This window comes from Lysinibacillus sp. GW821-FHT14F06 (genome assembly GCF_058803665.1).
The window spans coordinates 111,594-135,702 of record NZ_JBXAPF010000007.1; the positions used below are offsets into that span (position 1 = coordinate 111,594).

General features: G+C 33.8%; 23 protein-coding genes and 1 pseudogene. 11 read left to right on the forward strand and 13 right to left on the reverse strand.

Features of this window, described 5'->3' with window-relative positions; all coding sequences use genetic code 11:
• Positions 1 to 8: 8 nt before the first annotated feature.
• Positions 9 to 245: pseudogene (locus tag AC1RNS_RS08875) on the reverse strand (tyrosine-type recombinase/integrase); the annotation flags it as partial.
• 251 nt (positions 246 to 496) lie between these two features.
• Between AC1RNS_RS08875 and AC1RNS_RS08880 the strand changes: the two are divergent.
• From AC1RNS_RS08880 to AC1RNS_RS08890, 3 genes are all read left to right on the forward strand, one after another.
• Entirely contained in the window at positions 497 to 844 is a 348-nt protein-coding gene (locus tag AC1RNS_RS08880; RefSeq protein WP_492991998.1) for a hypothetical protein, read from the forward strand.
• A gap of 346 nt (positions 845 to 1,190) precedes the next feature.
• Positions 1,191 to 1,490, forward strand: coding sequence for a hypothetical protein (locus AC1RNS_RS08885; protein ID WP_492991999.1), 300 nt, complete (start codon positions 1,191 to 1,193; stop codon positions 1,488 to 1,490).
• Between the two features lie 426 nt (positions 1,491 to 1,916).
• Positions 1,917 to 2,219 (forward strand): NIPSNAP family protein, encoded by a 303-nt coding sequence (locus tag AC1RNS_RS08890; RefSeq protein WP_492992000.1) that lies wholly within the window; start codon positions 1,917 to 1,919, stop codon positions 2,217 to 2,219.
• 183 nt (positions 2,220 to 2,402) lie between these two features.
• On the opposite strand, the gene AC1RNS_RS08895 is transcribed toward AC1RNS_RS08890, so the two are convergent.
• Entirely contained in the window at positions 2,403 to 3,443 is a 1,041-nt protein-coding gene (locus AC1RNS_RS08895; RefSeq protein WP_492992003.1) for an Ig-like domain-containing protein, read from the reverse strand.
• 146 nt (positions 3,444 to 3,589) lie between these two features.
• A complete protein-coding gene (locus tag AC1RNS_RS08900; protein WP_492992004.1) occupies positions 3,590 to 4,204 on the reverse strand; it encodes a DUF3862 domain-containing protein in 615 nt (204 codons plus the stop codon).
• A 452-nt stretch (positions 4,205 to 4,656) separates the two neighbouring features.
• Between AC1RNS_RS08900 and AC1RNS_RS08905 the strand changes: the two genes are divergently transcribed.
• The 3 genes from AC1RNS_RS08905 (at position 4,657) to AC1RNS_RS08915 (ending at position 7,294) form a co-directional block, all read left to right on the forward strand.
• Positions 4,657 to 5,130, forward strand: a complete 474-nt coding sequence (locus AC1RNS_RS08905; protein WP_492992006.1) for a GNAT family N-acetyltransferase — start codon at positions 4,657 to 4,659, stop codon at positions 5,128 to 5,130.
• 691 nt (positions 5,131 to 5,821) lie between these two features.
• Entirely contained in the window at positions 5,822 to 6,208 is a 387-nt protein-coding gene (locus AC1RNS_RS08910; protein ID WP_492992007.1) for a hypothetical protein, read from the forward strand.
• A gap of 600 nt (positions 6,209 to 6,808) precedes the next feature.
• Positions 6,809 to 7,294 (forward strand): hypothetical protein, encoded by a 486-nt coding sequence (locus AC1RNS_RS08915; RefSeq protein ID WP_492992008.1) that lies wholly within the window; start codon positions 6,809 to 6,811, stop codon positions 7,292 to 7,294.
• 110 nt (positions 7,295 to 7,404) lie between these two features.
• Here AC1RNS_RS08915 and AC1RNS_RS08920 read toward each other — a convergent pair whose 3' ends face one another.
• Together AC1RNS_RS08920 and AC1RNS_RS08925 are read right to left on the reverse strand one after the other, a co-directional pair.
• Entirely contained in the window at positions 7,405 to 8,511 is a 1,107-nt protein-coding gene (locus AC1RNS_RS08920; RefSeq protein WP_492992009.1) for an alpha/beta fold hydrolase, read from the reverse strand.
• A gap of 13 nt (positions 8,512 to 8,524) precedes the next feature.
• The gene (locus AC1RNS_RS08925) at positions 8,525 to 9,133 is read right to left on the reverse strand and encodes a TetR/AcrR family transcriptional regulator (RefSeq protein WP_492992010.1); all 609 of its coding nucleotides are present in this window, start codon (positions 9,131 to 9,133) and stop codon (positions 8,525 to 8,527) included.
• A 1,055-nt stretch (positions 9,134 to 10,188) separates the two neighbouring features.
• Here AC1RNS_RS08925 and AC1RNS_RS08930 point away from each other — a divergent pair.
• Positions 10,189 to 10,716: a GNAT family N-acetyltransferase gene (locus AC1RNS_RS08930; protein WP_492992011.1), complete on the forward strand. Its 528-nt coding sequence runs from the start codon at positions 10,189 to 10,191 to the stop codon at positions 10,714 to 10,716.
• Between the two features lie 421 nt (positions 10,717 to 11,137).
• Positions 11,138 to 11,281 (forward strand): hypothetical protein, encoded by a 144-nt coding sequence (locus tag AC1RNS_RS08935; RefSeq protein WP_492992012.1) that lies wholly within the window; start codon positions 11,138 to 11,140, stop codon positions 11,279 to 11,281.
• A 941-nt stretch (positions 11,282 to 12,222) separates the two neighbouring features.
• On the opposite strand, the gene AC1RNS_RS08940 is transcribed toward AC1RNS_RS08935, so the two are convergent.
• Together AC1RNS_RS08940 and AC1RNS_RS08945 are read right to left on the reverse strand one after the other, a co-directional pair.
• Entirely contained in the window at positions 12,223 to 12,885 is a 663-nt protein-coding gene (locus AC1RNS_RS08940) for a hypothetical protein (protein ID WP_492992013.1), read from the reverse strand.
• An 86-nt stretch (positions 12,886 to 12,971) separates the two neighbouring features.
• Entirely contained in the window at positions 12,972 to 13,346 is a 375-nt protein-coding gene (locus AC1RNS_RS08945) for a hypothetical protein (protein ID WP_492992015.1), read from the reverse strand.
• Between the two features lie 522 nt (positions 13,347 to 13,868).
• On the opposite strand from AC1RNS_RS08945, the gene AC1RNS_RS08950 reads away from it, so the two are divergent.
• Positions 13,869 to 14,012: a hypothetical protein gene (locus AC1RNS_RS08950; protein ID WP_492992017.1), complete on the forward strand. Its 144-nt coding sequence runs from the start codon at positions 13,869 to 13,871 to the stop codon at positions 14,010 to 14,012.
• 267 nt (positions 14,013 to 14,279) lie between these two features.
• Positions 14,280 to 15,446 carry an MFS transporter gene (locus AC1RNS_RS08955; RefSeq protein ID WP_492992018.1) on the forward strand — a complete coding sequence of 389 codons (1,167 nt, stop codon included), beginning with the start codon at positions 14,280 to 14,282 and terminating at the stop codon, positions 15,444 to 15,446.
• Between the two features lie 112 nt (positions 15,447 to 15,558).
• Here the strand turns inward: AC1RNS_RS08955 and AC1RNS_RS08960 are convergent, their stop codons facing one another.
• The 6 genes from AC1RNS_RS08960 to AC1RNS_RS08985 form a co-directional block, all read right to left on the reverse strand.
• Positions 15,559 to 16,575: a linear amide C-N hydrolase gene (locus AC1RNS_RS08960; protein WP_492992019.1), complete on the reverse strand. Its 1,017-nt coding sequence runs from the start codon at positions 16,573 to 16,575 to the stop codon at positions 15,559 to 15,561.
• A gap of 264 nt (positions 16,576 to 16,839) precedes the next feature.
• The gene (locus AC1RNS_RS08965) at positions 16,840 to 18,591 is read right to left on the reverse strand and encodes an ABC transporter ATP-binding protein (protein ID WP_492992021.1); all 1,752 of its coding nucleotides are present in this window, start codon (positions 18,589 to 18,591) and stop codon (positions 16,840 to 16,842) included.
• Positions 18,584 to 20,377, reverse strand: coding sequence for an ABC transporter ATP-binding protein (locus AC1RNS_RS08970; protein ID WP_492992022.1), 1,794 nt, complete (start codon positions 20,375 to 20,377; stop codon positions 18,584 to 18,586). Before AC1RNS_RS08970 ends, AC1RNS_RS08965 begins: the two co-directional genes overlap by 8 nt.
• A gap of 4 nt (positions 20,378 to 20,381) precedes the next feature.
• Positions 20,382 to 21,806, reverse strand: coding sequence for an ABC transporter ATP-binding protein (locus AC1RNS_RS08975; RefSeq protein WP_492992023.1), 1,425 nt, complete (start codon positions 21,804 to 21,806; stop codon positions 20,382 to 20,384).
• Entirely contained in the window at positions 21,803 to 22,510 is a 708-nt protein-coding gene (locus tag AC1RNS_RS08980) for an energy-coupling factor transporter transmembrane component T (protein WP_492992024.1), read from the reverse strand. Before AC1RNS_RS08980 ends, AC1RNS_RS08975 begins: the two co-directional genes overlap by 4 nt.
• Positions 22,510 to 23,097: an MptD family putative ECF transporter S component gene (locus tag AC1RNS_RS08985; protein WP_492992025.1), complete on the reverse strand. Its 588-nt coding sequence runs from the start codon at positions 23,095 to 23,097 to the stop codon at positions 22,510 to 22,512. The genes AC1RNS_RS08980 and AC1RNS_RS08985 overlap by 1 nt, the downstream gene beginning before the upstream one ends.
• Before the next feature lie 278 nt (positions 23,098 to 23,375).
• Here AC1RNS_RS08985 and AC1RNS_RS08990 point away from each other — a divergent pair, with 278 nt between their 5' ends.
• Complete coding sequence (locus AC1RNS_RS08990; RefSeq protein WP_492992026.1) at positions 23,376 to 24,107, forward strand: VOC family protein; 732 nt, start codon at positions 23,376 to 23,378, stop codon at positions 24,105 to 24,107.
• Positions 24,108 to 24,109: the final 2 nt, after the last annotated feature.

Here is a 24,109-nt window from a genome sequence, read left to right on the forward strand (position 1 = left end):
CGATCCATTTAAATCATCGAAATGGCCGCTTGCATCATTTTTATCCATTCTGTTAAATGACTATATGTGTTGATTGTCATTTTTATATCAGAGTGACCTAGTTGTTCCTGTATGATTTTAAAATTTATATTCCGACTGACCATAAATGAGGCGTAAGAATTGCATAAAGTATGAAAATTCAATTTTGGTAAGTTGTACTTTTCAATGATTCTTCTCCAAGCAAGATCTATAGCAGCAGGTTTTGATGGATAACCGTCTACTAGTAATGAATTTTTTAATAAAGCTGACTATAATAGATGGAGTCGTCCGGCTGTTTATGGAGTATATATTGTTAGAGGATATAAAGAAGAAACATATAATGCCGCTGGTAAACTTTTGGGAACAACCTACAAAAATTATCCTATGGCTAAAGATATTTATATTAAAATATTAATAAAATAATGACCAAGATGAGGGTTACTACCTTCATCTTTTTTTATAAGGAGGCATAAAAAATATGAAACAATATTTTATTTTGTCATTTTTTATTACAGTAATTCTGTTTGCAGGTTGCACTGATCCTAATCAAAGGAATATTACTGAACCTGTATTAAATTGGAATGGTTATAATTATATTGTTACAAATGAGCCTATCACACAAGATCAGATAGAAGGAAAAATCGGAGAAATAGCAAAAGAAACAACAGTTTTACCTACAAAACACGAAGAGGGTTACAGACTAAAAACGGGAGTAAATATATATAAAATAAAGGGAGAGGAAATTTCGAGTGATATTGATAGCATAATGGCGATAGAAATAGAGGGTGAATTTAAAGTTGTGAGAAGAATTATTGACATAAACTAATTAAATTTGGCTAAGATAAGAGATTTTCGAATAAATTTGTATGTAACAAAAGGAACAAATGTAAAACATGTACGAGAGTTTGTGATAGAAAAAATGTGATGTAACCTCAGAGGTAGGTCGGTGAGGAGATTTTTTCCTTACTTGATCAGACATGTTGATTATATCACGGTGAACTTTCAGGAATCAAATTACATGTTAGTTTTACGAATGAAACCACGATGTCCTTAAAAGTTGTAGAAACAACCGGTTTAAAATATGATGATCCCATTGGCGAATTCCTTGAAGATAAAAGGTTTTCCTCCTTTGTGACCGTGCCTACTTCTCTATTGATAAAGTAGATTGTTACTTGAAAGAACATCAACATTTTGAGTTGCGTTTAAAAGACAATGTGCAATTAAATCGCAAAAAATCGCTCCAAGGTAGTCGTATCAACGATTCCAATGTGACAGTTGATTTTACTTGCACGCTTGGGTTACCACAAAAACAAACGAAAAAGCGCCCTCATATCGTTCAATTTACGGATCATGAGGGCAAAGAAATACGGATCGTAACAAGTTTAATGGATATTACCACTGAAGGAATTGCCAATTTGTATAAATCTCGTTGGCAATTGAAAGTTTTTTTCCTTGGATTATACAAAACTTGAACGTGTCTGATCTTCGGGACAACAAAAAATGCCGTATTTGATCAGCTATTCTCAGCTCTTATTGCCTATGTTTGTTTGAAATTTCTTCAAACACAAGGAATGAAGAATAATAACACTAAACCCCTCTCGTTCGAAGGTTTCAGACACCTCTTTCTTAGTGCTGCCCTGCCACTGGAATGGCGAATCAGGGCGAAAGAAAGTTTGATGTTTCATAGGGGTCTTAACGATCTTGAAATTTCATAAGTTTGGTAAATCAACACGTGTAAAAAAATATATTAATAATAGTAAGTATTAGGAGAGAGTGAAGTGTGGTTAAAGCTTTAAATTTTCCAAAACAACGCTTTGGTAACGATGTAAACTACAATTCTCGGTGCAAAGGAGTTAAAGTATGTGATATAATTCAAAAAAATGTTTAGGAGGTATAAAATGGTTACTTGTTATTTGAAATATATTATTGATCCTTATAAAGCAAAAGAGTTTGAAGAATACGGTAAAATGTGGATTCCTCTTGTAAATAAACTAGGTGGAAATCATCATGGTTATTTCCTTCCGCATGAGGGGGCTAATAATATTGCTTATGCCTTATTCACTTTTCCAAGTTTAGCAGCATATGAAGAGTACCGAGTAAAAATGGCATTAGATGAAGAATGTCAAGCCGCATTTAAGTTTGCAGAAGATAATAAATGCATTTTAAGCTATGAAAGAAGTTTTATGAGACCTATTTTTTAATAAATAGATATTAAAGATAAGCAAATAATTTTTTCGTACTATTCTTCACTTTGCATAAAATCGTGTACATTTCTTAACGTTGTAAATCCGCATAAATTTGACTAGACCAAAGAATAAAATAAAGTTTCAAAATAGAATAGACCAGGACTCTCTTCAAAAATGAGCGCCCGGTCTTTATTGTGTTTAATATTCTCTTACTTCAAAAGAAGCAATCTTATCGTGTACGACATATTCAGTTACTTTTTTATAAGGTGAAATTGTTTTTGAAAATTTGAATGTAGAAGTACCTTGTGCAGTATCAAACCAATTTAAATAATTGTTTAAAACAGCGTTAGTCACATCATATTCTTTAGTAATACCATTCACCGAAGTAATACTAAGAATAGCACTTGAAAATGCATTATCTGGTTTTTTAACAATAACTGTACTTGTAGCTGAAATATCTGTGTTTTCTATTGTTGCTGTAATGATTGCTGTACCTTCACGAATCGCAGTTACATTACCATTCTGATCAACAGTTGCAATTGATTCGTCACTGCTTGTCCAAATTACTTTAGCACTGTCAGGAGTAACTGTGGCAGTTATTATATCTTGACTTCCTACTAATAGTTCGAAATTATTTTTGTCTAATGTGATGGATTTTTCAACTTCGACATGAGCTAACAATATGCCATCAATATCAATAGCATCAAACGATAAATAAGAAGTGTCATCCGATTTCTCTATTAAAACTGTATGTTTCGTATTTGTTAAACTTTTTTTCTCGTATACCAATGTTTGCCATTGTTGAACAGAGCTAGATGTATATGATGAGTAATATTCTACAATCTCTCCATCAATTGTTACTTTGGTATTCTTATCACGGTTTGAATGCAATTGATCTATTATACGAAATTTTGTGCCTATAAAATCAAATTTAATAAAGGTTCCTATGGAATTTCCTGGTGATTGACCATTTTTATATGCTCTATTTGGTTGAGATTGATAGAACATTTTATTTTTTATTATTAATGGATTAGAATCGTCATATCTTTTCCAACCTATTTCAGGTTTTAATAACCTACTTCCTACTATTGCACTGTTTTCAGGCGTATTATCTAAATTAGTTCCCCCTTCTTCATAATCCACAGCTTCTTCAGCTGAAGCACTTTCCATACTAAAGCTACCTAACACTAACAACATTAATGCTAAATAAATAAAACCTTTTTTAAATAAATTAACCACTTTTGTATCCTCCTTAAAATTGTCTAAGGTTATTTCTTTTAATAACCTACAATAACAACTTTAACCATGGATGTACCTATTTACCATGATAAAAATCGTCTTATTCTAATAAAAAAAGCCACTCATTTTTAGTGACTAATGGATTGTTATTTTAAACCTATTTGAGTTTTATTCATTAATTTACCGCCTTGGAACATTAACGATGCGTTGGCACCTAAAGCTGTGCCATTATAGCTGTACATTACTACATCACCAGATTCAGAAATGACTGCACCCTCACCACCAAGAATTTCAAATACTTTTTCTTTTGTCATGCCATTTTCAAGCTTATTAAATTGGTCAAGAGTAATTTCAATATCAGATGTTTCCACTCCAATTTGTGCTTTATTGATTAATTTACCACCTTGGAACATCATAGTAGAAGATGACAAGACGCCATCTGTCTCAAATTCATACATTACTGTATGATGTGGTTCACCAGCTGAACCTGTTTCAGAAAGAACTTTACCTTCGGCACCAACAATTTTAACTACTTCTTCATATGTCATACCTTCTTTAACTTGTTTAAACTTTTCTTCAGTTAGTTTACCATTCTCCTCTTTAGTAGCTGGTGCTGATGTTTCTTGTTTTGTAGCATCCTCTTTTGATGTCTCAGTAACTGGTTTTTCCTTCTCACCGGGTTCTTCTTTTGTAGTCGTTTCTCCGCATCCTGCTAGTCCAAGACTTAATACTAATGCTACGCTAAATACTAATTTTTTCATAAATTATTCCTCCCTTTATATTTCCATTTTAGGTAATTTGAATACAAATATACATAAAAAAAACAGACAACTTTGTTAGTGATCTGTCTCACTATCTGTATTAGACTGTTTAGCTTGTTCAATGACTTCCTCAAAAGCTGCTTTAATTTCCACAATCGTATAACCAGCTTCCAGAAATTCTTAGGTTGTTTGTTCTAGTTTCTTCATTTTGAAATCCTCATTTAAACTTTATCTATCTCCAACATTTATAATATTGAAATTGGCTAGAAATATCAAAAGAGAACATGATAGCCTTCCGCAATCAATAGTGCATGGTGAACCATAGTTGAAATGGTGGAAGGGGAAAATTATCCAAGTAATATTGAGATGAGGTACTATTAAACTAACTAATATAAAATTGTTTTATATTAATATTAGTTTAGTTAAATTTTTACATAAATAGGGGGATTAAAATGGAAATTCGTTCAGTTAAAGGCTCAGACTACTATGTAATTTCACCTCTAATTAATGAGTGGTGGGGTGGCAGGAATGTGTCTCATCTGTTACCAAAATTATTCTTCGATCATTTTACACAGACAAGTTTCATTGCAGAAAAGGATGGTAAACTCGTGGGTTTTCTAATAGGATTCCTTTCTCAAACTCATTCAGATGAGGCGTATATTCATTTTGTTGGAGTTCATCCAGAATACAGAAAGCATGATATTGGAAAGCATTTATACAATAAATTTTTTAATGCAGTAAAGCAAAATAATCGAAGTATTGTTCGTTGTATAACATCACCTGTCAATAAAGTTTCGATTGCCTATCATACCAAGTTGGGTTTTGAAATTAAGAATGGAGATAGAATTATTGATGGACTATCATTAAATACAGACTACAACGGACCAAATCAAGACAGAGTTTTATTTGTAAAAAAATTAGATTAAATTCTAGTTACTTACTGAACGAAAAGGTGCTTAACTGAATAAACTAAGCGACCACTCTGTGATGGATGGTTAATCTTTTGTATTTTCAAGTTAGTAATAATAGTAATGGGAACAGGTTAGTGTAATTAAAGATTTTTTATTAATTGGATAAACTTAGTTATAAATGTATATTATCCAAGTCTATGTGATTATATTTCTTTTTAATCCATTTGTTGGATTTTACAGGAACACTTAAATTGATATAATAATTTAGGTGCAACTTTTCCCTTCTGCACAAAGGGTTAAGATGCACCATTCCTCAACTATACACAAAAAGCCCAGGCTCTCAATTAAAATAGAGACTGGGCTATTTATTTGTTCTAGAATAGTTTTACAAATTAAAGTAAATGGTGATGATTTAGTAGTTGGTGATGTTGACCCAAGTTTAGTTCCAGAACCTGATCCGGAAGTGTAGATTTGAAATAAAGTCACGATATTTATAAAAAAGATGCGAAGTTTAAAATAAAGTCGTGACGTTTATAAAAAGATTTGCTTAAAAATCCAGTGTTGATATTCAGGATTTTTTCTTGTTCCACAAACGGCCAGATTGTGAAATAACAAGCTTTTAAGAAATGTTTAGCAGGGAACTAGCCCCACCTTTTAACATCTTCTAAAATATGGAATATTAAAATTTAGGGAGATGTAAGTAGTTATGAAAAAAATGGTTTATGTAATTCTAAGTATTGTTGCTGTAGGTTTAGCTGTTACTTTATTAGGTAATCGAGCTAGTCAAGACACGGTTTTAGCTAAGGAAATTGAGTCCCTTTTAGAAAATAGTGAAACACAAATTGATTTAACGAAGCTTATCGATTTCAATTGGACTCAAGTCGATGTATTTGGACCTTATACATCAAATGAAGTTATTGAAGATTCAATGGAAATTAAATTTAATGGTGAAAATGGGGGAATTGATATTTTAGAAGACCGTTTTTTATTAGTATTTGCTGATGAAAAATATGCTGTAAAAACGGTTGTACTTTCAAGGAAATACGGTAACTACGACATAAAAGATAATAAATTTTTAAGTGTTGAGCAGTAACTTTTTAGTATGTATCAAATATGCAATTTATATTGGAATAACGTTCTCAAACAAAAGTTTGGAGAGAGAGCGAAATCCAATAAATGCTGTTAAACCAACATTTATTGGATTTTAGTTTGAATATTGTTTATACATCTTTTTAAGCAAATATATAAACAGTGCTACGATAGTACTTTTCAAGAGTATGCAGAGTGTGTTATCTGAATAAAAACCTGTATATTGACGCTTTAAAACTGCATTTTTTTATCGTTCCTATACTTCAATTACAAGGTCTTTTATTCTTGAAAAGGGATTGTGCCTTCTTCTGCTAAAGGGCCATATTTTTAAACAACCCCTCTAAACGAATATGGATATTTATGTTAAAATTATGAGAGATTAAAGAAATGCACTTAAACTATCAACGCAGGTCTGTTGAACAAGAAGGCAGAAAAAAATGGTTAAAGGGCATTTAGTTCATTTGCAGGTAATTGAATTTTTTTCACGAGAAATTAGTTTGTAAACAGTACTTGAACTTCTATTCGTTTTGAACGTATGAAATTAGAGCGTAGTTTAATTGAGGATTTTTTTAGGAACCTTTATTTAAGGAAAGGAGGAACTCGTTTGTTTTTATATCATATGGTTATTCACAATGATATCTTCGAAAATATAAGTCCCCAAATCGTATTAAAGGAAGGATTAAATTACAAGACGTCAACCAAGTGGTATTCCAAGAGTGCTAATTTATTTCCAGATTTAACGGAGCGTTTCAGACCAGCAAATTTACCAAAATGGATTGATTTTGAAGTTGCTTTCGGAATAGATTTGGAAGTCGACGAAAGTCCTCACTATCGGTTTCCAGTGTTTAGTGATAAAATTTTAGTTTTTAACCGTGATATATCAAGTGATTTATTTGCTTATATTGAGGACATGTATGATGGTGGCAAAGGGCGTATTATTGAGGGATTACCTTCAAAGGAAGATTTAATGAAAAATTATTGGGCAAGTATGAACACTCTCAAAGATTATTTAAATAATATGCCTTTTAGTAACCCTGAAGTTTATATTTTTGAGCAAGTTCCAGCAAAGTTAATTGACTATATAGAGTAAATTACTGTTCAACAATCGGGCGCTTTTCCGTAATAAGGAAAGCGCCTTTATTCATGAAAAGGGCCATTTAGTTGTATCTGACTTGGTTGAGATATTCGAGTCCCATTCCATCATGGTGTTATGATGGAATGGCTTTGGTAATTAATTTTGATTTGATCGATAATGTCGAATAAAGCTTCGTTGAATAGCTCCTTCTGATCAAGCATCGTCACATGTCCAGCATTTGGTATGGAGTAAAATTGTTTCATTGGCGCCTTGAGTTGATCAAAGTATGTGCGAGCGAGAGAATAAGGAGTTTGCCAGTCATCCTCGCCATGGATATAGAATACTGGAACTTGATAGTCTGAAGTTACCATGTTCAGATTATAGGACTTAAATAAAAATTCCAAAATAGCACGTTGTTTTATTTCTAGTACATCGCTCATTAACATGTATTTAATATCTTTGAACGAATAAAAGGGAGAACATAGTACGCTCATAACTAGTTGAAATGATGGTTGCATCGCAAGCTTATACTTACCTTGTAACTTACGAAGTTTTATAAGCTTCTTGACCATGGCATCACTAAAATGGTGCTCGGGATAAGGACTTAAAGCCTGTAAGGTGCTAATATCTTTCTGATTTTTTACTTGTCTGCTGCATTCCAATGCTTTCTCGTAGCCAATTCGTTCGTTTTCAAACATATTTACAACTTGTCCAACTCCAATATAGGCTTGAACCATCTGCGGATATTGCATGGTGAATAGACTACCTAAGATAGAGCCCCATGAATGACCAAGCAGAAGGATTCGCTCTTTGTTATATTTCTTTTGTAAATAGCTCACAACTTCATATGTATCCTGTAACGCTTGTTCAACCGTTGTTGTCGGCGTGACTTTCTGTGGATCATTGGCAAAGAAGGTTTTACCACTGTTTCGTTGTTCCCAGTGGACAACGGTTACTTTATCTTCCCAAGGAAACTGAAAGTCTTGGACAAAAGGAAGCATCGGACTGCCAGGACCTCCATGCAGGAATAAGAGGATGGGGTGATCCTTATCTTCACCACGATGATATAAAAACTGCTGTATTCCACCAATCGTTACATACTCGCCCTCATCTATTCCGTTTGGCGTATGGATATGACAAGCTGTTGCACGCTTCTTTGTATAGAGAAACCAATAAATCGCCATACTGATGCAGGCAATAGCCGCTATGAAAATAATCCAAGATTGATTCATATGAATGCCTCCTCTAGTTATTTTTGGTTGAATTTTGCTTGCACTTGCTTAGATATTCCGCAATTGCTTCTACAAGAATGCTTAATGCTTGTGTCCTTCCTTGTTCACCGTATTGGTTTTGATTTGAGGCGATAAAATGTAAGCCATCCATTAAATTCGCAAGTACGCTATAATCACATTGAGCATCCTCTATTCCCAAGCCATTCATTGTACTCTGAAAATTAGTTTTGGATTTATCCTGTTCCTTTTTGTTGATAGGATCTGGAAGCTTGCGCAGCAAATATTCTAGGTCCGATGGCTGAACATAGAGTGCAAGACTATCTGACGCCAAATAAATTTCACGAAGTGCATGCGTAATCTTGTCCTTAAAATGTCCCGAGCTAGCTCCGATTTCAAGAACTCGGTCAAGTAAAGCTTGCTCGTTTTGCTTTATAATGTGGTAGAGAAATTCTTCCTTGGAAGGATAATAGGTATAGAAGGAACCCTTGGCTATTTGCACAGCTGCTGTAATATCGTCAACCGTAACTCGCTTCATGCCTTTCTTACGAATGAGCTCTATTCCTTTGATATACATTGCATTTTTGATATGCTCCTTCTCCTGCTCACTTATGATCTTAGGCATACGTTCTTCTCCTTTTATGACTATTTTTAATAAATTGAGTCAATATAAATATAATAAGACTAGACGCTGGTAAGAGTCAATGGTTTTAGCATAAAAATAGTTGAATTAAAACTCGGAATATATTATCCAAATAGATACGCAGCACATACATGAGCACTTAAAGGAGATTAATTTCTTTGTTAAGGATGAAAAGGACTAAACGAAGGATAATGTGTAATAAAAGAGGGGGGTGTTTCTTCAATTAACAGGCGCGATTGTTGAACAACATAGGAAGAAAATAATCAATCCTTTTTATAAAAATCAATCTTAGTATTACAATATAAGACTCCATTTTGATCAATCTTTTTTCAAAATGAAGTCTTTTTATATATAGAAAAATGCTGGTTTGTGAGATGTTTTTGATCAAACTTTATTACAAAGCTACAGGAAGGTGAAGAACCAACAGAACCAAATGAGAAAAGCTGTAATGAGTCGAATGATATGGAAGTGAATTCAGGTTAGTGTGAAGGCGTTCCTTACTTTGGATCAAAATTGGAGTTCATTTTCGGAAAGCAACGGGTAATAAAAACCATATAGAACGTTCTCTTTCCATGGAGCTACAGCTAAAGTATTTGTAGGGACATATAGTAAGGTTGAGTGCATACTGACCATCGTTAGATAATTGGCTGGAATGGTAAATGGAAATACTCATCCAAATGAAAGTGGTATAAGGGATTATTAAACTACCATGAAAGAACTTAATCAACTTTCAGTGTTGATTTTGCGCTACATGGATGGCTAACTGTGAAGTTAAGTGGAGGAAGGATTTTAATTTACTATGGTGAAATATGTATCAAGGTAAAATCTAAGAATGAGGTTTAAATACTATGAAAAAATGTTTTGGGTCAATCATTCTTTTATGTGAAACAATAGGATTGATTTCAATTATTGCACTTTCAGTATATAATCCTTGTAGTTAAATGGCATTACTGGAATTTATAGTTTTTTACTTGGTTCTCAAACATTGTGGGTTTTTGTTTTATTTTATAGAATGAATGTAGGGGAGGCGAGCTAACTTGGAAATCACAACAGAAAGATTAATAATTAGACCTTTTAAGAGTACTGATTTACAGGATGTATTTGCTATTTATAATAATGATGATACATGTAAGTTCCTATTACATAATAAGTGGACTCATGAAGATATGCAAAAAAGATTTAATAAGAAGCTAGCAAACGGTGTACTCACTAAAGATTCAATGTTAAGTTTGGCAGTTATATACAAGACTAAAGTAGTTGGTGATCTATCTGTATGGTATACAGATATGAAAGACACTGTTGAGATTGGTTATAGTTTTTTAAATGAAGTAGCTGGGAGAGGTTTGGCAACAGAAGCAGTAAGTAGTTTGGTATTTAAATTATTTGATGAATTGAATGTACATCGTATACAAGCTAATCTTGATGCACGGAATACAGCTTCACAAAAATTGTGTGAACGAATAGGGATGAGAAAGGAAGCCCATTTTAAACAAGATTTTTGGAATAAAAATGAATGGACAGATAGTATTGTATATGGAATGTTACCCTCCGATTTGCAGAAATAGATTTAGTTATTTTATTGTGCTAACGGAGTGCTTTAGTTAAATAATCCATAAAAAGACCACTCCGTGATGGGTGGTCTTTGGCTATAAAATAAGTGACTGAAAAGTGACCTAAAACGATTTTTAGTAACAGTTAGTGATTAATAAAGAAAATACTACGATTGAAAAACGTTGGTAAATAGAGCTTTTGATTTACACTGAAACTTTATGAAAGTAATAATTAAGTACCAAGCCGATATTTTTCCAATGAACCCGTAGACCTCGAGGGCTTTGAACAAACGCTTGGAAAATGGCATTGAGGTGGTTGTAATTTTCGAGAATTATGTGAGCAGATATATAATGAAAAATAAAACACAATTTTATGACGGTACAGGTTTAAAATAAAGCACATAAAAACATAAATGAAGGTGTCGGAGGGATATAAGTGAATGATAAAAAAATTGGGATAGTGTTTACCCTTATATTCGGTAGTTTAGCCCTTTTAATTGTTTTTATTTTGCTGTTTTTTTCGTTTTATGGTGAAGAAATACTAGAATTCTTTAAAGATGGTTTTTCAGAGGATTATTAGACTATATTTTAATTTTAGAATGCAAAAAGAATAGCTTATAAGAAGACCGCTTAACAATGAGTGGTTTTTTGTTTAGTCAATTAATCTGCATAAAACCTATTCTATCTAACTGTTCATTGGATTGAAATATTATGCTTAGTTTAGAGGGAGAAATAAAATTTTGATTTCAATTTAAAATACATAGGCTAATAGATGGGATTTTTGGAATACAATTTAAAAAAATAATTAAAGTCTGTTATAGTAATTGAGGTGAGTAGTTAAAGAACGAGTGGTTTTTGCATTAAGTCCCCAAAACGTTATTTTCAAAGAGTTTTGGGGACTTTGAAAATAAGAAGCGTCCAAAAAATTACTAATTCATAAGATATTTATTACATAAATCAATGACATCTTTTTTGTCTAATTAAATGGCTATAGGTGTTTATAGTTAATCCAACATACTGTGCTCTATTTTCAGCAGTTTTAGCGAGTGTATTTTTCCAAAAGAAAGGTGTTCGTCTACCCATTTATAGAATTTCCCCACCATTGGCTTCAAATGCTTTTAGTGTGCTTTTTGACCTTCACCTAATGAAAGGTGCTTAAAGAAGGAAATTTCAGCATCAACTGTTTTAATGATAAAGCTTGGCTCAGAGGAAAATTACGTTGAATTGATAAAAGAATACTTGTCCGTGATGGCATCCAGTGTCACAGGGAAAATTGTTAGTTTGGAAGTTGACATAAAGTAACACCCCCTTTATTGAAACGTCTATCATACAGGAGGTGCTTGGTTATTTAAATGCATAATTTGATTACGGGTTTACGGTTCATTTTTGTACAACTAAGTTTAATTATCTTTGATTATATATATTAAATTTCAGAATTTATTTCAAAAGTATCTACAATTGTACTCCCATTTTCTTTACAAGCTGTCACAGTATAATTTGACTGCCCCGAATTAATGTAATCTAACACCTGTTCAAGAGATTTAGCTCCAAGTTAATATCCTTAGAATATACATATCCTTCAACACCATTCATTCCAATTACTCGAATAAGATCTGGATTATCTTTTAGTGACTCTGCATAAAAATCTGAACCATAAGTCAAACCATTTTCATTAACTTCATATGGTTTATTTAGAGGTAGTTGAACTAAAGATCTCTGGACACGTGGTGTTGCGTTACTTGTATACTTAGAATATCCATCTCCATTGTAAAAATGCATTTGAGATTGAGCATAGTAAGTTCCTTTAGTAGTAGTCATTGTAGATCTAGTCATTTGTAATAGAGCTCTTTCATTATAAATTATTCCACTATCTGAGATGAGAGTTCCTGAATCATTATATAGTCTTGCATTGATGCCAATATATCCTGTTGGAACATTATTTGCCGTTTTAACCATACCATGTGCTAAAGTTCTGGTTGAATCAGTTTCAACCCCAGAATAATACGTATATGAGGTACCATAAACGGTTACATTCTTTTCCGGACTGTATGCAGATGCCGCGAAGGCACTTACATTAAAACAAGACATTGTCACAAAAACAGCAATTAAAGCAGTTGTTAGTAATTTTGTTATTTTAAATTTACCTATGATTTGTCTCCTGTTCCATAAATTTGTAAAAATCATTGTGTATAATTGTCTATATTTAATTTGACAGTAATAAACTAATATAATATTTATTAGTGTCAATAAATTCATTTGAAATTGAAAGTCTAATTAAAATAAAATGTACCAATAATTGTTTTACCATCATGTAAATATAATGGTACCGATTTTTTGAATGATTTATTATATTCATCTAACTCATTAGGCGAAGATATGCCTTTAGGCTGATAAATATATCCTAATACACCATTCTCATCTTTTGCTAACAATAAATCAGGTTCTCCAAGTTCACCAAGTATTAAATCTCCCATATTAATACCATATGTTTGCCCATTTTCATTTATTGGATAGCCATCTTTTACAATACTTTCCCATGTAGGTATAACTAAATCTGAGGCGTTCATCTCTTTTTGATTGTTATCATTAACAACTGTCGTTTTCTCATCAATGAAAAGAGATGAATTACTTAATAATAAAACCAAAATTATTACAGCTATCGTTAGAAAAGCAGTAAGCACCTTATTATTCTATTTTTTCTATCATTCACCATAATAAATACTCCTCTCTATCAATTTTTAGGCAACTTACATTTCAAATTATAACATAGATTTCCAATATATTCAAAATATGGTTAGTTATCGAAATTCGTGGGTGACAAAATCAGCGACCTGTTTCCAAATGTCAACAGTCGTGTAGGGCAATTCGTATTCTACAGGCAATGGGACGTCCATAGCAACGCCTCACAAGCTCTCTTTATTTTATGATTTTGACATGTGGATAGGAATGCTAATGTATAGTACTTCTCTTGATTTAACTTAAAACAGAAAGTAATTTCAGTATTAATTCATTCCGATGAGCCTGAAGACTTGAAGAACCTTGAAAATGGTATGGTAGTAGGTGAATCCTGCTAAGTGGTAAGTAAAATATTGAAAGAAGAATTTGCATTTTTCATCCACTTGTATTATACTAAGATATTAATTGATGATGAGAGGAGGCAAAAAGTCATGGAAACTGTTTTCAGAAGAATTGCAACAGAAGTAAAGACATATTTACAACTAGACGATTTACTGTCAAAGGGACCAGTCTGTACTTTTTTAAGTAAACTTCATATAGCAAATAGCCGGAAGCTTTTTGCCTTTGTATTATAAAATTAGAACTTTTATTGTTTGTGCATTATACAAAGCCATAATTAGACGCCGGATTTGATGGCGTCTTTTTTGTTTTACAGGAGAAGAATCGGGATGGATACAATGATGAGATGCTTGTCCAAATAGACAAAAATTAATGTCATCTCTCAATATAACAGTGTTAGAAAGGGTGAGACTTGTTGTTTAAAAAACTTAGACAATTTAGGAATGTTTCAGTGTGCCAATCGCTTCTAATTTAAAAAATAATTAGAAGCGAGGAAATATATCATGAAAAAACAAAAAATTTTTACATCATCATTTCTATTTTTATTTATAAGTAATTTTTTAATCTTTATAGGCTTTGAGATGTTACTACCAATTTTACCAGCCTATTTATTAAGCCTTAATGCCTCTTCTATTCAAGTAGGCTTGGTAACAACCATATTTACGATAGGTGCAATTTTAATCAGACCTTTCGTGGGTTACTATTTGATTGATAATAAAGGAAAACATCTTGCGATTGGAGCATGTGTGACTTTATTGATCATTACTATGCTGTATCCTTTTCTTAACATTATTTGGATTTTCCTATTGTTACGATTTTTCCATGGAGCAGCATGGGGAGTATCAACGACAGCCAATAGTACAATGGTTGTCGATCTAATTCCAAAAGCTAGATTAGGAGAAGGAATAGGGTATTTCTCTATTTCAACAACAGTTGGCGCAATAATTGCACCAAGTATAGGTATTCTTCTCTATAACGCCTTTTCCTTCCAAATTTTAATTTATTCATCAGTTATACTCAGCCTGTTAGCGATAGTAGGGCTTCAATTTGTCCATTCATCTACACCTGTTAAATATGAGAAGCGGCCATTTCGATTTGTAGAAGCGATTTTTGAAAAAGAAGTAAGGTTCCAAGCATTATTGACCGTTATTACGACACTTGGCTTTGGAGCGATTATAACCTTCTTAGTTCTTTATGGGGAACAAAAGGGAATAAAACATATTTTCTTATTCTTTCTTATCAATGCGATTGTTTCCACTTTATTACGACCATTTACAGGAAAATGGTTTGATAGAAATGGACCTTGGTCTATTATCATTGTGTCAGCAATATTAGGATTTTTATCACTTGTCGTGTTGTCCTATACAACAAATGATTTATCGCTTATCATTGCTGCGATATTATTCGGGGCAGGTTACGGAACAATTATGCCGTGCTTACAAACATGGACTGTTCAAAAAGTGGATGAAGCAAAAAGTGGGGCAGCCAATGCAACGTTTCTTTCTAGTTTTGATGTTGGTGTTGGCATTAGCGCATTTGTTTTAGGAATTTTAGCAGAATGGATAAGCTTGGAGATGATTTTCCGTCTAGTGAGCCTAAGCTTTATAATAGTTGGTATTCTAGTTTATGCAGATTTTATAAATAAGAAGAAAAGTAATCAACAAGCATGACTTATTGTACTTGAATCGGTTTGAAGTAACTCATCCTATCAAAAGGACCAGGCACTCCATTTAGTTGGAGCCTGGTCCTTTAAATAATTTATAAGAGCAAGTGCTTAAAGTGTTAGCTTTTAACGTTAACTTTGTTGAGTTTCTTTATATCTTGTGTACGATCCCATTCAAAGGTAATTAATGTTTGACTATCTAAATCTTCATCCATTAAGGAAACAGACGAAATTCTACTATTATCATAGAGCTTAAAGTAATAGTTTTTACTTTGTGAGCACATGGCTGACGTATAAATTGTATAATCCGTATTGCCATCCTTTGTAAGCACAACACCCTTTGGAATATTAACAGAAGAGAGGATATGGAATAGGTTTGTTACGCCCTCTGTTTCATTTTTAGCTTCTTCCGTATACTTCTTCCAGTAGGCAACTCGAAGGAAACGAGCTGATGGTGTGAAATCACCTGGAAGTCCCAATGCTCCAGCACCTTGTCCAAATGGTGTAAGCTCTAAATCACCCATCGTAATATCATTTGGTGGGTAAGGCGTAACACCAATATAAGCCCGCAGATTCGTCTGATGCCATTCATAGCCAGGGCTATTCGTCATTACACCAATAGTTTTTCGGTGGACGGTAATTCCTGTTTTATCTGGCTCTATTACAATTGTTTCACCTGAAGCATCTGTGAAAGTAAAGTGTAGAGGAGGAGCGAATCCAAGAATGGCATTAGCTTCATTAAGAAGGGTAAATGCCTCTAATCTCGTCAGTACATCATCAATGGTTACACAGTTACCTAAAATTTGTGATACCACATAAACAGGATTTATGCCTCTTTTACCTTCCTCGAGCTCCTCTGCATAAGTCGCAAATGTTGCATAATATAGCATTGCTCCCATTAAGCCCTTTTCATTAACACCATCGTATAGAACAGGGGATGAAATATCGGTGCTGCCCATCCCAATAAATGCATATTGATTATTTATAACTACATCTTCCTTTTCAAGCAATCGTATTCCATAATTACGTGGCACAATGATAACTTTACTATCTGGTTCCATTGTGAAATCCATTGTTCGAGCAAATAGATTTTTCTTATCTGTTGTGTGAATTGCTAAACTACTACAACCTAACATGAAAACCACTCCTTTGAAATGATCCTTCAAGGCTTTCGTTATTAAAAACCTTTTATAGGAATTTTTGTAGGTTTTACCCTATTTATAGAGTAACATATTTATTTGGACATTAAAACATAAATGTTAAAAGTTAACAATATTTACAAACTTTTTGATAGAAGGATACAATATTTTCAAGGATAATAAGAGGGGATCCAATTTAATATTAAAATAGTAGTACAAACACTTCATCAATGTCTGTACTACTGAAGTTCATGGGCATTTTTACGTGGTAAGATTCCAGTTTTCTGCGGTCTGTCGAATATCAATAAAACGACGATATACACCTTTTTCTTTCATTAATGAGTGGTGTGTTCCCTGTTGAATTATTTGACCATCTTCTAAAACGATTATTTGATTGGCATTCTGTATCGTTGCTAATCGATGTGCAATGATAATGGTTGTTTTTCCTTGAATTAATTCTTCTAATGCAGCTTGAATATGTGTTTCATTCTCTGGATCAAGACTTGCTGTCGCTTCATCTAATATAATAATGGGAGCATTTTTCAAAATAGCACGGGCAATCGAGATACGCTGCTTTTCCCCGCCAGATAAAGAGGAGCCACCATCACTTAGCACCGTATCATAGCCATTTTCCAGTGACATAATAAAGTCATGGCATTGTGCCTTTTTGGCTGCTTCTATGACATCATCCTTTGAAGCATTTGGATTCCCAAAAAGAATGTTATTATAAATGGTTTCGTTAAATAAATAGACTTTTTGAAATACCATACTAATCGATGATAATAAATTGTTTAACTGCATTGAGCGAATATTAGTACCGCCAATACAGATAGCTCCAGTGTCAACATCATAGAATCGGGCAATCAAATTGCAAAGAGTGGTTTTTCCAGAGCCAGATGGTCCAACAATTGCTGTGGTTGTGCCTTCCTCGACTGTAAAGGATACATCCTGAATGATAGGTCTTTCATCGTACGCAAAGGAAACCTGATCAAACTGAATTCCATATTGCGCAAGCATGGTATCTTGACCCTCTTCGTCAATAAATGTTGTATTTTCAATAGACTCTAGTTTATCGAGCGTATGATTAATCGTTTCCAACACATGTGTTGCATCGCTAATGGGCTCAATACTATCAAACATAACAAATGAAAATAACGTAATAAGAATCATATCCGCAAGTGTCATTTCGCCATTCATCACAAAATAACAGGCAACAAATACAAGTAATATAGAAGCAAACTTTAAGGCTAATCGGTGTCCAACATTGAAAACGCCGAATCCTTTCTGAATAGATATATTTACTTGCTTACTATTGCGAAAGGCATCCTGTATATTACGTGAAGCAATACCTTCCTGATTAAAGTTCTTAATAACAGACATGCCACGTAAGTATTCTAAAGTAGCACTAACAAGCTGGTGCTGACTTTGCTGATGGAGGTTAGCATTTTTTCGACTATGTCTTTGTAATAGTCGCAGGAATATAGCTGACACAATAATACCGCCAATTGCTACGAGAGCCATAATTGGTTGATAGAATGATAAAAATAGAATCATTGTACATGTTAGAATATAACCATTTACAACGACATCAATCATTTTTATTCCCATCATTTCAAAGAAGGACAAATCTGTTGTAACGGTACTATTAATATCACCTATCCGATGCTGCTGAAAAAATCCAAGTGAGACCCTTTTCAAGGTATGTCCCATTTTGATACGATGATCTGCTGTTATTTCATAGCCGATGCTCTCTTGATAACGTGCCTTTAAATAGGCAAAGATAAAACGACCGACAATGGCTAGCACTAAAAACAGTAACAGCAACCAGATTGCATCTATCTCTAAAGCGTTTTTTCCATAATAGTCATCAAGCATTATTTGCAAGCCATTAGCAGTTATAACAATCGGTAGGGCAATACAAATAGATTGCAAAAAAGACAGTATAAATCCAAGGTATAAACGTTTTTTGTATGGACCAATCCACTGAATAATTCTCGTCATTATTTTAATCATTTAAAGATACCTCCTGAGTAGGGTTCGTATCAGAGAGGAGTCCATGTTCTTTTGAACCAATATGAGCCATCCATAATGTTTGATAAAGTTCATTCGTTGCGAGCAATTCATTATGGGTGCCAATTTTATGGATACTGCCATCCTTTAACACTACAATTTGATCTGCATGTTTAATCGTGGATAATCTATGAGCAATCACAATGAGCGTTTTATCTTTCGCTAACTCGTTAAAAGCTCTTTGAATTTCTGCTTCATTTTCTGGATCTGTAAAGGCTGTTGCTTCATCCAGTATTATGATTGGAGCGTCTTTTAAGATAGCACGAGCTATGGCGATACGTTGCTTTTCACCACCAGAAAGCTTGTTGCCTGCTTCACCAGAATCAGTGTCATAGCCGTTCTCTAGTCGAGAAATAAACGTATCACATCTTGCTAAACGTGCCGCACGATAGACTTCCTCATCGCTAGCCTGTGGGTTTCCCATTCGAATGTTTTCCAAAAGACTAGTTTTAAATAAAAAGTTATCCTGTGCTACATAGCTAATCTTTTTAGCCAGCTCATTAGGATGAATATCTTGAATATTGGTATGTCCAATCGTAATGGAACCATCAGTAACATCCCAAAAACGTGCTAAAAGCTTGGCAATTGTGGATTTTCCACTTCCAGAAGGACCCACAAGTGCTGTATAGCTTTTTTCAGGAATTGTTAAAGAAAGTTGATGAAGCACATTTTGCTCATCATTATAGCTAAACGAAATATCATTCAAGGCAATATCATAATGCTCCAGAGCTGTAATTTCTTCTGTAATAGGAAGGGATTCTAAATTTAAGTATGCTTTTGTATCATCAATGGCATATTCAATAGCTTTGAAATCATTGACAAAAACAGTAAACTTCATAAGTGGATAAATAAGCCCCATAGATAAAATAAGACAAATGATTAATTGGGCAGGATTAATAGCACCCTGATAATATAGCCATAAACCGATGGGGAGGGTGCCGACAAGGGTAGATGGTAAAATTGCATTGCCTAATGTCATCCAAGGCCATGTACTACGAAACCATTGCATTGTAAAATTTTTAAAATCTGTAATAGCATTCGTGAATTTTTCATAGGAAGCATTTGTTTGATTAAAGGTTTTAATGACCTCGATACCTTCCACATATTCTACGATAACACTATTTACATGATTGCTTGCATCCATATAGTGCTGATACTGGGTGTTGAAATTTCTCATCATAAAGGCATATACAATAAATGCAACTGGAACTGTAATAAGCGAGGCAAGGGCTAGTCGATAGTCAATCGTCAGCATATAGATAAAAACACCTATAGGTAGTAAGAGATTTGAAATGCCTTCTGGGATAATATGTGCCAATGGCAATTCTAAAGTTTCCACACGATCAATAATGACATTTTTAATCTTACCAACTGGTTGATTTAAAATATGACCAAGAGGTGCTCTAACTAATCGTTCAGCTAGTTGCAGACGAATTTCCTCCAAAATATGATAGGCAGCACGGTGAGAGAAATAACTAGAAATTGCATGAAACACTGTTAAAGCAATGTACCCAGCAGCTGCTATAGTAATCCAAAACAGAAGTCGCTGGATTGTTTGTGTTCCTTCTATTAAAAGTAGTAGTATTTGATAAACAGCTACATATGGAACTAGCCCGCCTACGACACTCATAATGGCAAAGATGATGGATAAAGCAAGAGGTACTTTAGAGCTCCCTGTAAATTGAAGAATAGACTTTATCCAATGTTCTTTTTTTTCAATCTGTTCCACCATTTCACACCCTTTGTTTGTTAAATATTGTGATATCCTTAATCATGCCTTTCGATAATTCAATGGTTCCATCACAGCAAAGTGCAATCATTTCAGGATCATGTGTGATGATGAACACAAGTTTATTTTGGTCACGCAAAATATTCATACAATTTGCAAATTGCCTCATATGATGATAATCAAGTCCACTCGTAGGCTCATCCATAATAATCAATTGTTTATCTGCGGCAATCGCAGAAAGAATGGCTACTCGCTGTTTCTCCCCACCTGATAATGCCAGTGGATGAATGTCTTTTAGTTCGGAGGCATCCAGTAAAGCCAGTAGGTCTAATGCTAGCTCTTCATTTGGCTCTGGCATAGAGAGTAAGATTTCTGCCAGCACACTTTCTGTAAAAAGCTGGTGATGTACATCCTGCATAACAATGCTGCTAGCCTGAAGACATTGCTTTTTTCTAAATTTCGCATTATTGATGTGAAAGGAAGGGGAGGCTTTTCGATTAAGACCTGTCAGAGATTTAGCGAATGTCGATTTGCCAGCACCATTATGACCAGTAATAGCCATAATTGCAGGGAATGGAAGGTCAAACCCCTCAATTTGTAGCTGAAAATCATGATTGGAATAAGAGAGTGTCTCCAATTTAAAACGTGCACCTTGATCCAACAAACGATTTTGCAGAGGTATCAATTCCTCAAGATGAATCGCTCGAAGCCCTAATTGATAAAGTGCTTCATTTGACATGGTGAGCATCTCCTTTTGGGCAAAAATATGCTTGATTTGCCCGTCCTCCAAAAAAACAAATCGATCTGCAAGATGCTGTAAGTAATGCAGGCGATGTTCAGAAATAACAATCGTTTTCCCCTGACTTTTCCAAAAAGCAATCATGTCCCCAAGTTGCGCTGTTGCATCTTGATCTAAGTTTGCGGATGGTTCATCCAGAATAATGATAGGAGGATCATGGATGGCAACAGATGCACAAGCTATTCGTTGTTTTTCTCCACCTGAAAGATGGAATAAATTTCTTTGTAAAAGTGTATGTAGTTTGAGCTGTTCTACCATCAGAGCTTTTCTATTTAGTATTTCCTCAGAAGGCAAGCCAAAATTTTCAACAGTAAAAACTAGCTCACTGTCTGTATCAATATTGTAAAATTGGGTCTTAGGATTTTGAAAGACTGAGCCTGTAAGCTTTGAAATTTCGTGAATTTCCATTGCTCGAATATCCTGATTGGCCAGCCGAATAGTCCCTTGTAATTTGCCGTTAATGTAATAGGGGATTAGACCATTTAATAATCGAGTAATCGTTGTTTTTCCACAGCCAGATTTTCCACAGAGCACAATGACCTCGCCAGCTGAAATCTCTAAATCAATAGCATTTAGCGCTTTCTTTGATTGATATTGATATTGGAATGAAACATTTTGAAGCTGGATCATAAAAACACCTCCCAAATAAAAATAAGCCAAACCACAATACAAGTGGTAATCAATAGAAAATCCTGCAGATAAAACTGAAGCTGACAGACATTTGTTCTATTATTCGGGGCAGATAAACCACGAGTTAAAGATGCCATTGTTAATTCATTGCCAATTTTTGAGGCAGATACCATAAGTGGAATAAGGCGATATTCCATTGCTTTTATAGGATGTAGCAGCATTGAAAATCCTGTTAAGCCCCGGAAAGCCATTGCCTGCTGTATATAAATATACTCATAGCTTAGCGTTGGGAAAAAGCGGAACATAACAGAGAGTGAAATAATGAATCCTCTTGGCATATGTAGTTTTTCCAAAGCTGCCACAAGTTCACTGATAGATGTTGTAGATATAAGAAAATAGCCCATCATTATACCAGGAAGTAATCTTAGAGTAATGGAGATAATCCCTAATGACAGAAAGAACAATAAGCCATGTAGAAAAGGGGCTATCGTATACTGAAATGTTGTCACGGACAATAGCAAAATCAAATAATAGGAGGCTATTTTGTATTTTTGATATAGCAATAGCAAAATAGCAGGAATGCCCCATAGAATCGGTAATATGTACAGAAACCAGCCACTTTGCGGAGCACTTACAGTAATGATATTAATAGTTACTGTCAACAGCAGCTTAGTACGTGGATCTATTTGTATCCGTTGTTTCATTAAACAATCCCCGATTTCTTGAAGTGCTTTGTTAATAATTTAGTACCAATCAAGCCTCCTATTAGACTTGTAGCAAATGTCATGACAATAAATAGAAATAAAGTCCAATCAGGAATATAGCTGTTTAATTTATTGGCATATTCAGCACCATATTGAACAGTGATATTAGAAAAATAAGCAGTTCGATGAAGATAAATAGGGAGATATAAACCAATTGTCCATAAACTAAACACAGCAAAAGATAATGACATAGAAAATGTACTTGATTTTAGCTTTATAAAAAGTATATCTGCAATGAAGCCACAAATTAAACCTGTAAGAAGGGGATAAAAGCCATTACCGCCCATTAACATCATGATTAATCCACAAATAGTACCACTCATCGTAATCATGCCGAATTTCTCAGTTTTTGCTAAAAATAAAATAAAGGGAACGCCTCCAAAAATACCAATTAGAGCAGGTAAGATAGCATTGAAAATGGGAATATACCCTAATAGCGAGATGGTAAATAATAAGGCAAAATAGATGCTTGTATAAATGCCTACTGTCATAAAGTCTTCCGTGCGTAATGTGAGATTTTTTGTCATGTAAATAGCTCCTTTCGAAATGAAGAAATAATCTTTAACAGGTTATTTTCTTTTTTTTTGGAATATTTAGGGTTATACTCATGTCGAGTATATTTGAAAATGAGAATCATTGTCAATTGTTATTTTAGGTAAATTAATTTTTCAAAAATAACCAATAAAGACTATTGTATTTATTTTTACAATAATTTAGAATCAATGTTAGTTGTCGATAATGATAATCATTATCAATTAGTTTAGCTTTCATGAAAGTGAAATTACTTAAAAGGTGTTGAATTTATTTGCTAAAAATTAGTCATATTCTGTGTAGGGTGCATGATATTAAAAAGGCAGTCCATGATTATGAAAAAGCCGGATTTCAAGTTGAATGGGGAAGGAACCCTAAAAATTCGTTAAATGCGTTTATCTGGTTTGATCAGGGACCATTTATTGAACTATTTGAAATGAAGCGGTTTATGTCTCCAATACAATTTCCATTAGGAATTCTCTATGGTAGATCAATGAGAGAGCGTTGGGTGAAATGGATGATTCAGCGCGAAGGGCTTATAGATTTTGCTTTAGAAGGCTATGAAGAGGATATTGCAAAGCAAGAGAATTTACATTTAGTGAGAAATGAAATCAAAAATTTAGGTATTCATACATCAAAAGTGTTAAATGGCCGACGAAAGAAACCGACAGGGGAAATTGTTACATATGGCTTTTTCTCGCTGTCTCCTTGCGATTTACCTTTTGTCGTTTCAGCCTATAATACACCCCAGAGGCCAAAGCAAATTAAGCATTTAAATGGCTCTCAATATATACATTCCATGACGATAAGCTGTCCAGATGAAACAGCAGAAATATTAAATACTTTGCTCGTCGATAAGGTAATGCTAACAATCAAGGAATCTAAAAAATTTAACATAGATGGTATTACTATTGAAGGACTGACAGACAAAATCGATACTAAATTACTACATGGAGCAAATCTAATGCATAGAGAGTACATATTAAGCGAAAAAGGTGAGGGATGAAA

What these genes read in the sequence shown, in the direction of transcription:
- AC1RNS_RS08975 (WP_492992023.1), bottom strand. Translation starts at nt 21,806, where the DNA reads ATGATCCAGCTTCAAAATGTTTCATTCCAATATCAATATCAATCAAAG.
- AC1RNS_RS08980 (WP_492992024.1), bottom strand. Translation starts at nt 22,510, where the DNA reads ATGAAACAACGGATACAAATAGATCCACGTACTAAGCTGCTGTTGACA.
- AC1RNS_RS08905 (WP_492992006.1), top strand. Translation starts at nt 4,657, where the DNA reads ATGGAAATTCGTTCAGTTAAAGGCTCAGACTACTATGTAATTTCACCT.
- AC1RNS_RS08940 (WP_492992013.1), bottom strand. Translation starts at nt 12,885, where the DNA reads ATGATTTTTACAAATTTATGGAACAGGAGACAAATCATAGGTAAATTT.
- AC1RNS_RS08890 (WP_492992000.1), top strand. Translation starts at nt 1,917, where the DNA reads ATGGTTACTTGTTATTTGAAATATATTATTGATCCTTATAAAGCAAAA.
- AC1RNS_RS08985 (WP_492992025.1), bottom strand. Translation starts at nt 23,097, where the DNA reads ATGACAAAAAATCTCACATTACGCACGGAAGACTTTATGACAGTAGGC.
- AC1RNS_RS08910 (WP_492992007.1), top strand. Translation starts at nt 5,822, where the DNA reads ATGAAAAAAATGGTTTATGTAATTCTAAGTATTGTTGCTGTAGGTTTA.
- AC1RNS_RS08955 (WP_492992018.1), top strand. Translation starts at nt 14,280, where the DNA reads ATGAAAAAACAAAAAATTTTTACATCATCATTTCTATTTTTATTTATA.
- AC1RNS_RS08920 (WP_492992009.1), bottom strand. Translation starts at nt 8,511, where the DNA reads ATGAATCAATCTTGGATTATTTTCATAGCGGCTATTGCCTGCATCAGT.
- AC1RNS_RS08950 (WP_492992017.1), top strand. Translation starts at nt 13,869, where the DNA reads ATGGAAACTGTTTTCAGAAGAATTGCAACAGAAGTAAAGACATATTTA.
- AC1RNS_RS08900 (WP_492992004.1), bottom strand. Translation starts at nt 4,204, where the DNA reads ATGAAAAAATTAGTATTTAGCGTAGCATTAGTATTAAGTCTTGGACTA.
- AC1RNS_RS08965 (WP_492992021.1), bottom strand. Translation starts at nt 18,591, where the DNA reads ATGATTAAAATAATGACGAGAATTATTCAGTGGATTGGTCCATACAAA.
- AC1RNS_RS08880 (WP_492991998.1), top strand. Translation starts at nt 497, where the DNA reads ATGAAACAATATTTTATTTTGTCATTTTTTATTACAGTAATTCTGTTT.
- AC1RNS_RS08960 (WP_492992019.1), bottom strand. Translation starts at nt 16,575, where the DNA reads ATGTTAGGTTGTAGTAGTTTAGCAATTCACACAACAGATAAGAAAAAT.
- AC1RNS_RS08925 (WP_492992010.1), bottom strand. Translation starts at nt 9,133, where the DNA reads ATGCCTAAGATCATAAGTGAGCAGGAGAAGGAGCATATCAAAAATGCA.